A 12,479-nucleotide genomic window follows, 5' to 3' on the forward strand; every position below is an offset into this window, starting at 1 on the left:
GCACCTGACCTCCGTACGGTGGGAAGCAGCAAACCGGCACCTCATCCGCAAGGCCCTGGCTGAGTTTTCCCATGAACGGATTTTGCGTCCGGAACCGCTCAGCGGGCCGGGCTCACAGGGGTCCGCCTCCGGCGCGCACAGGTCCACCTATCGCCTGCGGTCCGACGACGGCGGCGCCGAGTACCGCTTCGAGGCCCGGCTTCTCGCCCTGGACCATTGGTCCATTCCTGCCGCCGGCATCCGCCGGTTTGCCGGCGGCCGTGAAACAGCCCTGGATGCCCTGGTGTTCATCACGGAATTTTCCGGCACGCTGGGGATCAATGAGCAGATACTCCCCGTCTATCTGGAAGAAATCAGCAGCACCCTCGCCTCCCACGCCTTCAAGAATTCCCCCGACTCGCCGTCGTCGGATCTGCTGGCCCGAGGAGTGACCGGCGGAAAGGACCCCGCGGCGGACTTCCAGGCCGTGGAACGGTCGATGACCGAAGGACATCCCTGTTTTGTCGCCAACAACGGCCGTCTCGGCTTCAGCTCGGACGACTACCTGGCCTATGCGCCGGAGGCCGGTGCCCCGGTTCAGCTGGAGTGGATCGCTGTGCGCCGAGACCGTGCCGTCTTCACCGCTCTTCCGGGGCTGGAGTACCGGGACCATGTGGAGCGTGAACTGGGCGCCGCCGTCGTCGCCGGCTTTGATGCCCGGCTGGCGCAGCGCGGAGCCGACCCCGCCGCGTACCTGTACATGCCGGTGCACCCGTGGCAGTGGACCAATAAGCTGACCGTCACCTTTGCCGCCGAAATTGCCCAGGGCCATCTGGTGCATCTGGGCACCGGGGAAGACGTCTATCAGGCACAGCAGTCCATCCGCACCTTTTTCAACCGCGGCCGCACGGACCGCTGCTACGTGAAAACCGCGCTGTCAGTGGTGAACATGGGCTTCATGCGCGGCCTCTCCCCCGAATACATGCTGGCCACACCCGCCATCAATGCCTGGCTGGACGGACTGGTCCGGGCTGACGGCACACTGCAGGGCGCCGGTTTCAGCATCCTGCGCGAAAGCGCCGCCGTGGGCTACACGAACCGCTATTTTGAGGCCGGGGCACCCAAGGGGTCGCCGTACCGCAAAATGCTCTCCGCCCTGTGGCGGGAGAGCCCGGTGCCGCACCTGGGCGAGGGTGAGCAGCTGGCAACCATGGCCTCTCTCCTGCATACCGATGCCGCGGGACGGCCCTTCGTTTCGGCCCTGATTGAACAGTCCGGCCTCAGTGCGCAGGCGTGGCTGGAACAGTACCTGCGGGCCTACCTTGTGCCCCTGCTGCACAGCTTCTACGCCTATGAACTGGCGTACATGCCGCACGGCGAGAACCTGATCATGGTGCTGAAGAACGGGGCCGTGCAGCGGATGATCATGAAGGACATTGCCGAGGAAATAGTGGTCATGGGAAACCGTACGGCTATGCCCGAAGAATGCTCCCGGGTGCGGGTGCGGATTCCGCAGGATGAGAAGATCCTGTCCATCTTCACCGATGTGTTCGACTGCATCTTCCGCTTCCTGGCCGCACTGCTGGACGAAGATGGGCAGCTGTCCGAGCAGGACTTTTGGGCCGCGGTGGCCTCGGTGGTGAGGGAGTACCAGGACTCGCATCCGGAACTGGCGGACGAGCTTGCCGCGCATGACCTCTTTGCCGGGGACTTTCCGCTGTCCTGCCTGAACCGGCTGCAGCTGCGCAACAACCAGCAGATGCTGGATCTCAGCGATCCCTCCGGCGGGCTGCAGTTCTCCGGGCGGCTGGACAATCCGCTGGCTGCTTTCCGGCGGTGATCCGGTCTTCCCCGCCGGTGCAGCTGCGCCGGCGGGGAAGATCTGCCGAACCGGAAACTCCGCCTACCTCAGTGCCGAAATTCCGGTGATATCCCGGCCCACCAGGAGTGAATTGATCTCGTACGACCCCTCGTACGTGTAGATGGCTTCGGCGTCCGCGAAGACCTTGGCCATCCGGTAGTCGGTGACAATTCCGTTGCCGCCCAAAATGCTGCGCCCCAGCGCCACGGTTTCACGCATTTTGGCACTGGCATAGGACTTCGCCAGGGCAGCCTGCGCCATGCCGGCGCCGGACGGCCGCAGCCCGTCACCGGAACCGCTGGCGACTTCCGCGGAGGGGTACCCGCCCCGCTCCAGCTCTGACACCCTGGCCAGCATTCCGGTGCTTGCCACCGTGTTGCCGAGCATCCGGACGAGCTGTTCGGTCACGAGCTGGAAGGACGCCAGCGGGCGGCCGAACTGCTTGCGCTCTACGGCATAGGCACGGGCAATGTCGACGGCGGCCAGCTGCGCGCCGACAGCCTGCCAGCCCACCATGATGCGCGAACCGCGCAGCAGGTGCTTGATGTCCTCGAAGCTGTCGATTCCCGCCAGCCGGTCAGTTTCCGCAACCCGCACCCCGGTGAGGGTTATGTCCGCGTTCTGCACGGTCCGAAGCGCCGTCTTGTTTTCGATCCGGGTGCGGTGGACTCCGGGGAGCGAGGCATCCAGCAGGAAGCCCCGAACCTTGCCGGTGGCCGGTTCACGCGCCCACAGGAGCATGTAATCACAGAACGTTCCGTTGCCGATCCAGCGCTTGCTGCCGTTCAGGATCCACGAGTCGCCGTCCCGCACCGCAGTGGTTTCCATCCCGCCGGCAACATCCGAACCATGGTCGGGTTCGGTGAGGGCAAAGGCCCCGGTAATCCGCAGGGTCAGAGCGTCGTCCAGCAGCCGGTCCTTCTGCTCGGACGAGCCGAAGGCGTGCAGGGCTTCCACGAACAAGTCATGGTGGACCATGAAGAACGTGGCGATGGAGGTGTCGGTGCGGGTCATTTCCGCTATCACCAGTCCGGCAAACAGCGGACTGTAGCCCTGCTGCACAGGGGTGGAGAGCTTCAGCGCCGCCAGTTTGGGCAGCAGCTCAGCGGGAAAGTATGCGTCCTGCCACCACTGCCCGGCATGCGGAGCCACCTCGGTTTCGAGGAACGCACGCAGCTCGGCGAGTTTCTCCTGTTCCCGGTCACTCAGCAAATCTTCGAACGCGTAGAAGTCCGCGTCCGGAAGTTCAAGTTCTGATTCCAAAGCCAAAATTAGCGCGGCCCCATCCGAATAGCGCCGTCCAGACGGATCGTCTCGCCGTTGAGCATCTGGTTCTCGATGATGTGGGCGGCCAGTGCGGCGTATTCATCCGGCCGGCCCAGACGTGAGGGATGCGGAACCTGCTGGGCGAGGGAATCCTGCGCCTCCTGGGGAAGACCGGCCATCATGGGGGTTTCGAAGATCCCCGGGGCGATCGTGACCACGCGGATCAGGTGCCGTGCCAGCTCGCGCGCCAGCGGCAGGGTCATGGCGGCCACTCCGCCTTTTGACGCGGAATAGGCGGGCTGCCCAATCTGGCCGTCGAAGGCAGCCACCGATGCCGTGTTGATGATGACGCCGCGCTCCGACGTTCCGCCCGTCTGGACCGGTTCCGTTTCGGCCATGGCCTGCGCCGCAAGACGGCTGACGTTGAAGGTTCCAATGAGGTTGACCTGGATGACGCGGGCAAAGTCCTCCAGCGGAAGCACCCCGTTGCGTCCCAGCACCTTTCCCGGAGTGGCAATGCCGGCGCAGTTCACGGCTACGCGCAGCGGACCGGCGTTCATGGCGGCCTCCACAGCGGCAGCCATCTGCTCGGGATCAGTGACGTCACCGGGCACAAAGTGGGCGTTGTCGCCCAATTCGGCGGCGTAGGCCAGCCCGCCGGAGGAAGGAAGATCAACCAGGATGACTGACGCGCCGGCGTCGTACAACCTGCGGGCCGTGGCCCGCCCAAGTCCGGAGGCACCCCCGGTAACGAGTGCCGATGCGCCTGAAATGTCCATGGGTTCTCCTGCAAAAAAGGGCTGCCGCCCCTGCGGCGGCGCATTATGAGCCTACTGTGATCGGGCACACAGCGCACATTGATGGTGCTTGGTAGCCGGTCTCCGGGGTTTATCGCGGCCCGGTTCCGGGTTGGCCGGCCGGTGCGTTCCCGCTGTAACCGCACGGCGGACGGGTCTAAGGTGGGTCGCATGCTGTCCTCGGAACCGCTGCATGAAATTCAGGCCCGCGCCGACGTTGCCGCCGCATCCGTTACTGACGCCTTTGCCCGGCCACTGTTCAGGTTGCCGGGCACGGAACTCGCGGCGGTTCAGAGCCCTGCCCCGAGGCACATACTGCCGGGCCCTTGGCACTACTGGTGGCAGGCACACTACGTTGATGCCCTCGTTGACGCTGCCCTGCGCGGAGCCCCCGATGCGGCCCGGCGAGCCCATGTGGTGGTCCGCAGCATCCGCCTCCGGAACGGGCTGCGGGCCACCAATTGGTACTTTGACGACATGGCATGGCTGGCGCTGGCTGTGAGCAGGCTTGATGCCCTTGTTCCCGCGCGCAGGTCCGGCAGGCAGCCCGACGACGGCGCCAGGGTGCCGTCCGCACAGCCCCACCCGAGAATGCTGGCTGCGCTTACCGGCGCTCTTCGCTCGGCCCACACCATGGAGCTCGGCGGCGGGCTGTACTGGAACCGGCGCCGCTCCTTCAAGAACACTCCGGCAACGGCTCCGGCGGCACTGCACTTCGCCAGAAACGGTGAACGCGAGCGCGCCCAGGCCCTGGTCGATTGGCTGAACACGACCCTGCTTGATCCGGAGACCGGCCTGTACCTGGACGGCATCAAGCCGGGAGCGGACATCAAGCCGGGCTCTGGCACCAATTCCGGTGCAGGCACCCCGGATAGCGGTAGGCCGGGCAGCTCCGACGGATTCGCGCCGGGAGAAGGAGGGCAGCCCCCGCATTCCGTGCTTGAGCGGGCCGTTTTCACCTACAACCAGGGCCCCGTTCTGGGGGCACTGCTGGAGCTGGGCGGACCGGCGAACCTCGCCCGTGCGGCCGAGCTGATCAACGCCGTGCGCAAGGAACTTACCCACCCCGGCACCTCGGTGCTGATCACGCACGGCACCGGCGATGCCGGCCTGTTCACGGGGATTCTCGGCCGCTACCTGGCCTCTGCCGCCGTTTCACCCACCCTCCCGCCGGATCAGCGCCGAGAAGCCGCACAGCTGGTCGACGCCACGGCCAACGCCCTCTGGGAGGGAAGAACCAAACGCGGAGCCCGGACAATATTCTCTCTGCACCCGCTGGAACCGGCGGAGCGGCACTATCCGGCCGGAACCGGCGTCGGCCTCTCGACGCAGCTGTCTGCCTGGATAATCCTGGAAGCCGCTGCACGGATCCGACGCGGCCTGAGCTGACCGCGGGCCTGACGGTGCGGCGCCTGAAAGCAGGGCGCCTGGATGCGGATGCCTGCAGACTGAGTCGCTAGCTGACCTTCTGCGGGTGCTGTGACGCCGCGGCGCGGTCGTCCAGATCCGCGAGCGTCAGCCGGCGGCGCGGTTCCGACGGCAGCGGACGGCTGCTTTCCACTTCCAGTCCGGGGCCGACATGGATCATTTCGCCGGAGTCCATCAGCCGCCAGCTGGGGTTATCGTCCATTTTTTCAGTGGCCAGCAGGACGGCGGGCCGCTGGCCTTCGCCCAGTTCCTGGCTGTGCACACTGATTCGGTTGGTGCGCATCCCGCGGTGCGGGTCCGTTCCGGCCAGCTCGAGAATGTACAGGGGATGCGTGTCCGGATAGCGGACCGCCCACACATCGGCCCCCATGGTCAAAATAATATTCAACGCGTAGAGCCGCAGATTCTCCGCAACCCAGGCCAGGGCGGACACAATGGCTGCCTCCACGTCGCCGCCGTTGCTGCGCACCTCGGCCGTGATCAGTGCGAAGACCCTCTCACTGTCCGTCTCCCCCTTCACGAGGTCCATGACGCCGAGCTTCTGCAGCCGTTCGTCCAGACGGTCCAAATCCTCCACTACGCCGTTGTGGGCCAGCAGGCGGTTGTCCTGCTCGAAGGGGTGTGTATTGACCTTTAGGTTTCCGCCGGTGCTGGCGTACCGCACGTGCGCAAGGAACGTGAGGCTGGACAGGTCACGGGCTTCGGCCGCATAGGCCTTGTCTTCATAGGCTGCAATCGGAGCTTTTTCCACCATCGGGCGGCCTTCCCGGTCGAAGGTGCCGATTCCGAATCCGTCAGCGTCCCGCCGGCTCTGCTCGGCCAGGCTGTCCGGTGCGGTGAGGAGCCAGAAGGTGGCTTTAACGGGGGTCTTTCCGGCGTGCATTGCAAACAGACGACACATGCGGCGATCCTCCACAGTTCTGCCGCGGTGCAGTTGCTCCCCCCGCGGACTTACCCTCCAACGCAACACTTTCCTTCAAGCGTCCCGCGGGCTCCCGGCGAAGACAAGGATGGACACCTCAGGGGCTCCGGCGCTGGGGATACAAGGCTTGTCCGTCGGCGAGCATCTGCACGAAGGCCGCAATCCTGCGTTCCCGCGCCGCAGGTGTTTTCAGCGTACTGAGCCGGAAGAACAGGGCGTAACGGTTTTGGGAGTTCAAGATGTCATACATGGCCTGAGCCCGCGGAACCTTCGCAATCGCGGCCAGTAAATCCTCCGGAATCTGGGCGCTGGCCGGACCGGCGTACGCCGCCTCCCAGCGTCCATCAGCCTTGGCCTGTTCGACGGCGGCGCGGCCGGCCGGCTGCATCCGGCCTTCGGCTTCCAGCTGTTCCGCAAATCCCACGTTGCGCTGGCTCCAGATGCTGCGTTTGCTACGCGGTGTGAAGCGCTGAAGCCAGCTTTCCTCATCACGCTTGTTCGCCTGCCCGTCAATCCAGCCGAAGCACAACGCTTCCTGCAGTGCTCCGGCATAGGTCAGCGCCGTGACGCCGCCGCCTTTGCGTCCCAGAACCAGCTGCACGCCCGGGGACTGCGCATGATGGAAATCCAGCCACTGGCGCCATGCCGAAGCGTCCGGCAACAGGAGTTCGGGCAGCGGGGCCTTGGGCTGCGCCGGGGGTTTGAGCACCTTGGGCTGCGCCGGGGGTTTGGGTGCCTTGGGCTGCGCCGGACGTTCGGAGGTCGGGGGTTCCGCTGTCGGGGGTTTGGGCGCCCGGCTTTGGGCTGCTCGAGTTTTTGGTGTCGAGGGTCCCTGCGGGCCGGCACCGGTGCCTGCGGAAACGGACCCGGCCGCCGTCGGCTCCTGATCATTGCCGCTCATACGCACGAGCGTAGCCTCCGTGCAGGCACGGCAGAAGACCGGCCGGCAGTTCAGCCGAGGGCCAAAGCGCCGCGCGTCGCAGCAGCCCGCCCGCCGGATTGCGGTAAAACACTGCTATGAGCGTTCGTACACCTGACCCCTATCCCGGCTGGCTTTCAGAAGATGAACTCAGAGACGCGAGGCAGCGGCTGCCCATGGTCTATGTGGAAGCCGTTCCCGTCCGCTGCGACCCCTTGGGGTACGTCACGGAAGTGGGACTCCTGCTGCAGGCCACGAGTGAGGGCAAGATGGTCCGCACTTTCGTCTCCGGCCGTGTGATGTACCGGGAGACAATCCGCGGCGCCCTGCTGCGGCATCTCGAAAAGGACCTCGGCCCCCTGGCGCTGCCCCAGCTGCCGCCCAGCCTGGTTCCGTTCACGGTGGCCGAATACTTCCCGTCACCCTCCCAATCGGGGCTGACGGATGAGCGCCAGCACGCCGTCGCACTGGCATACCTCATCCCCGTCACCGGGGAATGCGACCCGCGGCAGGATGCCCTGGAACTGTCATGGCTGACACCGGAAGAAGCCCTCAGCCCGGATATTTATGCAGAATTCGCCGGCGGCCGCGGGGACCTGCTGCGGCAGGCTCTGGCCTCCGCTGCCTGGGGCCGCTGAGCCCCGGCACCGCTTCTTTATATACTGGGGGCCGACTGCCTCAAGAGAAGGAACCTGCCATGCCTGAGAGCCAACCGGAATCCTACACATTCCGGGTCAATGCCGAGTTGCTGGAGCCCGGGCAAATCCCGGTGCATGAAAGCGCCCCGCTGGCTCCGGTGAAGGACAGCACGGTGAAGGATGACGACTTCGGTACGCCCGCGCTCGTCAATCTGATCCTGGAGGACGGGATGGCGCTGTCCCTGGCGTACGGCTCGTCGGTGCGTGTGCAGGCTCCCCCGCCCGTCAGCGCCCCTGCCGACGCCGTCCGCCTGGTCCCTCATGAAGAGGAAAACTACGCGGCCATCGTGGAAGCCGCCGCGCATGCCCACCCCGACGACGCCCGTGTCCAGGAGGTGGCTTCCCGGCTGGGCCGCGGCCTGAACGTCAAGTCCGGAAGCAACCTTCGGGACGTCCGGGATTTGGCGCACATGCTTTACGTGAACCTCAACGACGCCGAAAACGCGCTGCAGGTCTGCAATATCATCACCGGACTGCCGTTTGACGGGAACTTCGGCCGGTGGAACTGGATCCAGAGTGCACTCGCGCTGGCCGCGCGCATCACCCACGAGGCCGGAGACAAGGAAACGTCAGCGGCCTATGCACAGGCCGTCCGGGCCGGCGACACTGCAGAAAGTGATCCGCTCAAGGCCAAACTCGCAGCAGAGCTGCTGCAGCGCCAGCTGAACCAGCCGAACCTATATGACCGTGAAATCCACCGCGCGTCCGACTCCGGGGACGACCGCGGCGAACGCGACTGGCGGGTCCTGCGGCTGGACGCCCTGCTGTACCTGCGTGCCCATGGCGGCTCCCAGACGCTGTCGGAACATGAACTGGACCGCCGGATCCGCAACGAGCTCATTGCGGTCCGCGGACTGAACCAGGACCTCTAGGCTCCTTCGGGGTTCTGCGGAGCCGGGGTTTCAGACCCGGCATTTCGGCGTGAACGCCCGCGGACGTGATCTGACCACAGGCGCATGATGAGGACCATCGCCATGCCCACTGCGGCGCCGATCACCGTTTCGATGGCCCTGTCCCGGATCAGGACCCCGGGACTGCTCGGATGTGCCAGCTCGGTGCTGACCAGCGCCAGCGGCGTCACAACAACCTGAGCCAGGGCATATTGGCGGGCAATGAGCATTTCAGCACCGAACTGCAGCACCGCGATGACCACGACGATCTGCCACGGGCTCAGCCCCGGCAGCAGGATCAGCGCAGTAAGCACCAGACCGCCAAACGTACCCAGAATGCGCTGCACGCCGCGGAAGATGCGTACCCGCGCACCCAATCCCACCAGCGGCACCGTGGCCGCGACCATTGCCCAGTAGTTGTGCCCAATGCCCATCAGGGTGGCGATGGAACCGGCCACCGCCGCGGCTACGGCATATTCGCAGGCCTCAACACACGCAGCCTTCCGCTGGGCAGAGCTTAACCGAGGCCGGACAGGCTTCGTCCACGGACCGCGGTGCCGGGGAAAGAGCCGGCCGGAAATGCCAAGCAGAAGGCAGAACGCCACGGTGCACACGGCCACCAGCAGCGCCTGCCACAGCGGCGGCTGGTTCGGCACGGAGGAGATGGCGGCATAGGCAAAGATATGAAAGAGGGATCCGGCCGGACGCAGCCGCCAGAGTCCCGAGACCAGGGTTCCCAGCCCGGCAACTATGGACGTACCCAGAACAATGTCCCAGGTATTGGGCTCAATCCGGGAAGTCAGGGCTCCGGCCGTAATCACCAGGAGCATGAGGATACCTGCGCGCAGCTGATGCCCCAGACGCTGGCGGTGCGGCTCGTTGCGGCCGTAGATGCCGGTGAAGGCACCGAAGCTGGCGAAGATGGCAAGATCGATCCGGTCCATCCCCAGCAGCACCAGCAGCGGAAGGCCCACACCCAGCCCGCAGCGGATAGCCGCCTGGTGGTCATTGTGGGCTGGACCAATCCGGAACATTTCTCGTAGCTGATCCAAGGGTCTGGTACGGCCTTTCTTTACACGGGAGGTCGGCGAAAATCGCCCATTCCACGTTACGCCTGCCACCCTTCCGACCATGAAAAGTGTGCTGTGCGTCGCCTCTGCACCCGACTTATGCCTTCACACCTCATCCTCGGGCGGTACAGCAGCCCGCCGAGCGGCACGGACGAGATGCCGGGTAAGGCAAAATGGAGAGGTGCCTTCCTCAACCTTTTCTTTCGCCCTCGGTAAGCGCCTGCGCGAAACCACTGCCCCCTCAGCTGAGCAGACGCAGGCCAACGGCGGTGAATTCCAGGGCCGCACCGGAACGATCACCACGCCGCACGGCGAAATTGCCACGCCGGCCTTCATTGCCGTAGGCACCAAGGCCACCGTCAAGGCGGTCCTTCCCGAGTCCATGGCGGATCTGGGCGCCCAGGCCCTCCTGGCCAACGCCTACCACCTGTACCTCCAGCCCGGCCCCGATGTTTTGGATGCCGCGGGCGGGCTGGGCAAGTTCATGAACTGGTCCGGCCCCACCTTCACCGATTCCGGCGGCTTCCAGGTCATGAGCCTGGGCGCCGGCTTCAAGAAGGTCATCAATATGAATGCGGACGGCACCACCCACGCCACGGGAGCGGACGACGCCGTCGCCCCCGGCAAGGAGCGCCTGGCCCACATTGACGACGACGGCGTCTGGTTCAAGTCCCACCTCAACGGCGACAAGCACCGCTTCACGCCCGAGGTGTCCATGCAGGTGCAGCACCAGATCGGCGCGGACATCATGTTTGCGTTCGATGAGCTGACCACCCTGATGAACTCGCGCCAGTACCAGGAAATGTCGCTGGAACGCACCCGCCTCTGGGCGCTGCGCTGCATCAAAGAACATCAGCGGCTCACGGAGGAGCGGGTGGGCAAGCCTTACCAGGCGCTGTTCGGCGTCCTGCAGGGTGCCCAGTACGAGGACCTGCGGCGCAAAGCCTCCCGCGATCTCGGTGCCATGGACTTTGACGGCTTCGGCATTGGCGGGGCGCTGGAGAAGGAAAACCTGGGAACCATCGTGCGCTGGTGCACCGAGGAACTGCCCGAAGACAAGCCGCGCCACCTGTTGGGTATTTCGGAACCCGATGACATCTTCACCGCCATCGAAAACGGTGCCGACACCTTCGACTGCGTCTCCCCCACCAGGGTGGCACGCACGTCGGCCTTCTATACGCCGCACGGCCGCCTGAATCTCTCCAACGCCCGCTTCAAGAAGGACTTCTCTCCGCTGGTTGAGGGCTGCGACTGCTATGCCTGCGCGCACTACACGAAGGCCTACATCCACCACCTGTTCCGGGCGAAGGAAATGGTGGCCTCCACCCTGGTATCCATCCACAATGAGCGCTTCACGGTGAAGCTTGTGGACGATGCCCGGCTGGCCATCGAAAACGGGTCGTTCTTTGACTTCAAGGCCGAAACCCTCGGCAACTATTACAGCGCCAAGATCTAGCCGGGCCCGCTTACCGAGCGGTTCCCAGTGGCCCCGGCGGGCCGCGCCGGAGCCTCCGTACCCAGTTGCTGCCCGGGCCTAGTTCCAGGCCCGGGGCAGCGGCGGGTTCTGCTCCGGATCGTCCTCGCCGGTGGGAGACTGCTCCGCCTCCGTGGGATCTTCCGGTCCCCCGGCCGCCCCGCCGTTTCCAGAAACGCCGTGGTCCTCAGAAACGCCGTGGTCCTCCGGGGCGCTGTGGTCCTCCGGGGCAACTTGGTCCGCGGACTCTTCCTCGTCGGGCCGCCTTTTTTCCTGCACCATTGCTGTCCTCCCGGCTGCACACTGCCTGAACCCTGACGGGGCCAACGGCTTGGTGCCTGATCCCCCTGATGAGTGCGACGCTAGCGCAGCAGAACCGGCAGGACCAGAGGAATTCGGACGGAACCGTCAGTTTTCCGGCGGGCCGTCAAGCGCCGCAGCTGTGTAGCTGGGTTCGCGCTTTTTGATGGCCTTGATAACCAGGGCCGTGACCGGAACAAACAGGAATTCGACAAGCGTCTTGTACACGAACCCGAAGATCACGTAGTTGATGAACCCGCCGGCGTCCGTGATGCCGATGACGGGTGCGGCAATGATGCAGAAGATCAGCGTGTCCGCGAATTCGCCGACGCCGGTGGAGGCCATGAGCCGCCCGATCAGCGCGCGTTCCCGGAACTTCTGCTTCATCCGCACCAGGACCCAGGAGTTCAGCATCTGTCCGGCCACAAAACCGAGCAGGCTGGCCAGGACTATCCGCCAGACGGGTCCCAGCGCCAATTCCAGGGCGGCCTGCTTGGACTGGCCGTAGTCGTCGTCGAACCCCGGAAGCGCGATGATCACGGCAAAACTCACCACGGCCAACGCCGCCATGGCAAAGCCCGTAAAGATCGCACGGCGGGCTGCCTTGAATCCGTAGACCTCACTGATCACGTCGCCGAGGATGTACGCCACGGGAAAGAGGAAGAAACCTCCATCCGTCACGATGTTGAAATCGCCGAAGATCGGCCCGAGCACCACACCTTTGGTAGCGCCGATGTTGGAGATGACGATCACGACGCACATGAGCGTCAGAATGATGTCGTAATGTGAGCTGCCGCGCGCGGCGAAGGCCGGAGCGGGCGCCGTCGCGGCGCCTGTCTGCGTGTGCATCTGGGGTGTTCCGTTTCTTAGTGGTT

The 12,479-nt window shown here is 65.1% G+C and carries 12 protein-coding genes; 5 read left to right on the forward strand and 7 right to left on the reverse strand.

Annotated elements, in window-relative coordinates:
• Positions 1-4 precede the first annotated feature (4 nt).
• Positions 5-1,819, forward strand: a complete 1,815-nt coding sequence (locus AC4D2Q_RS15950) for an IucA/IucC family protein (RefSeq protein WP_490947513.1) — start codon at positions 5-7, stop codon at positions 1,817-1,819.
• A gap of 63 nt (positions 1,820-1,882) precedes the next feature.
• Here the strand turns inward: AC4D2Q_RS15950 and AC4D2Q_RS15955 are convergent, their stop codons facing one another.
• The gene (locus tag AC4D2Q_RS15955; protein WP_490947433.1) at positions 1,883-3,103 is read right to left on the reverse strand and encodes an acyl-CoA dehydrogenase family protein; all 1,221 of its coding nucleotides are present in this window, start codon (positions 3,101-3,103) and stop codon (positions 1,883-1,885) included.
• Between the two features lie 8 nt (positions 3,104-3,111).
• The gene (locus AC4D2Q_RS15960; protein ID WP_490927956.1) at positions 3,112-3,885 is read right to left on the reverse strand and encodes a 3-hydroxyacyl-CoA dehydrogenase; all 774 of its coding nucleotides are present in this window, start codon (positions 3,883-3,885) and stop codon (positions 3,112-3,114) included.
• Positions 3,886-4,074: 189 nt separating this feature from the next.
• Here AC4D2Q_RS15960 and AC4D2Q_RS15965 point away from each other — a divergent pair, with 189 nt between their 5' ends.
• A complete protein-coding gene (locus tag AC4D2Q_RS15965) occupies positions 4,075-5,292 on the forward strand; it encodes a glycoside hydrolase family 76 protein (protein ID WP_490947434.1) in 1,218 nt (405 codons plus the stop codon).
• Positions 5,293-5,359: 67 nt separating this feature from the next.
• Here AC4D2Q_RS15965 and AC4D2Q_RS15970 read toward each other — a convergent pair whose 3' ends face one another.
• Together AC4D2Q_RS15970 and AC4D2Q_RS15975 are read right to left on the reverse strand one after the other, a co-directional pair.
• A complete protein-coding gene (locus AC4D2Q_RS15970; protein WP_490947435.1) occupies positions 5,360-6,232 on the reverse strand; it encodes a class II glutamine amidotransferase in 873 nt (290 codons plus the stop codon).
• Between the two features lie 118 nt (positions 6,233-6,350).
• Positions 6,351-7,154: a YdeI/OmpD-associated family protein gene (locus AC4D2Q_RS15975; RefSeq protein ID WP_490947436.1), complete on the reverse strand. Its 804-nt coding sequence runs from the start codon at positions 7,152-7,154 to the stop codon at positions 6,351-6,353.
• Between the two features lie 116 nt (positions 7,155-7,270).
• On the opposite strand from AC4D2Q_RS15975, the gene AC4D2Q_RS15980 reads away from it, so the two are divergent.
• Positions 7,271-7,810 (forward strand): NUDIX hydrolase family protein, encoded by a 540-nt coding sequence (locus AC4D2Q_RS15980; RefSeq protein WP_400933456.1) that lies wholly within the window; start codon positions 7,271-7,273, stop codon positions 7,808-7,810.
• A 59-nt stretch (positions 7,811-7,869) separates the two neighbouring features.
• Positions 7,870-8,742, forward strand: a complete 873-nt coding sequence (locus tag AC4D2Q_RS15985; RefSeq protein ID WP_490947437.1) for a DUF6707 family protein — start codon at positions 7,870-7,872, stop codon at positions 8,740-8,742.
• Here the strand turns inward: AC4D2Q_RS15985 and AC4D2Q_RS15990 are convergent.
• A complete protein-coding gene (locus AC4D2Q_RS15990) occupies positions 8,739-9,812 on the reverse strand; it encodes an FUSC family protein (RefSeq protein ID WP_490947438.1) in 1,074 nt (357 codons plus the stop codon). The genes AC4D2Q_RS15985 and AC4D2Q_RS15990 overlap by 4 nt on opposite strands.
• A gap of 199 nt (positions 9,813-10,011) precedes the next feature.
• Between AC4D2Q_RS15990 and tgt the strand changes: the two genes are divergently transcribed.
• The gene (gene tgt / locus AC4D2Q_RS15995; RefSeq protein ID WP_490927962.1) at positions 10,012-11,286 is read left to right on the forward strand and encodes a tRNA guanosine(34) transglycosylase Tgt; all 1,275 of its coding nucleotides are present in this window, start codon (positions 10,012-10,014) and stop codon (positions 11,284-11,286) included.
• Between the two features lie 78 nt (positions 11,287-11,364).
• Here tgt and AC4D2Q_RS16000 read toward each other — a convergent pair whose 3' ends face one another.
• Positions 11,365-11,586 carry a hypothetical protein gene (locus tag AC4D2Q_RS16000; protein ID WP_490947439.1) on the reverse strand — a complete coding sequence of 74 codons (222 nt, stop codon included), beginning with the start codon at positions 11,584-11,586 and terminating at the stop codon, positions 11,365-11,367.
• 126 nt (positions 11,587-11,712) lie between these two features.
• On the reverse strand, positions 11,713-12,453 hold the full coding sequence (locus AC4D2Q_RS16005) for a queuosine precursor transporter (RefSeq protein ID WP_490947440.1): 741 nt from the start codon (positions 12,451-12,453) through the stop codon (positions 11,713-11,715).
• Positions 12,454-12,479: the final 26 nt, after the last annotated feature.

It is taken from the genome of Arthrobacter sp. TJ-178 (genome assembly GCF_058269275.1).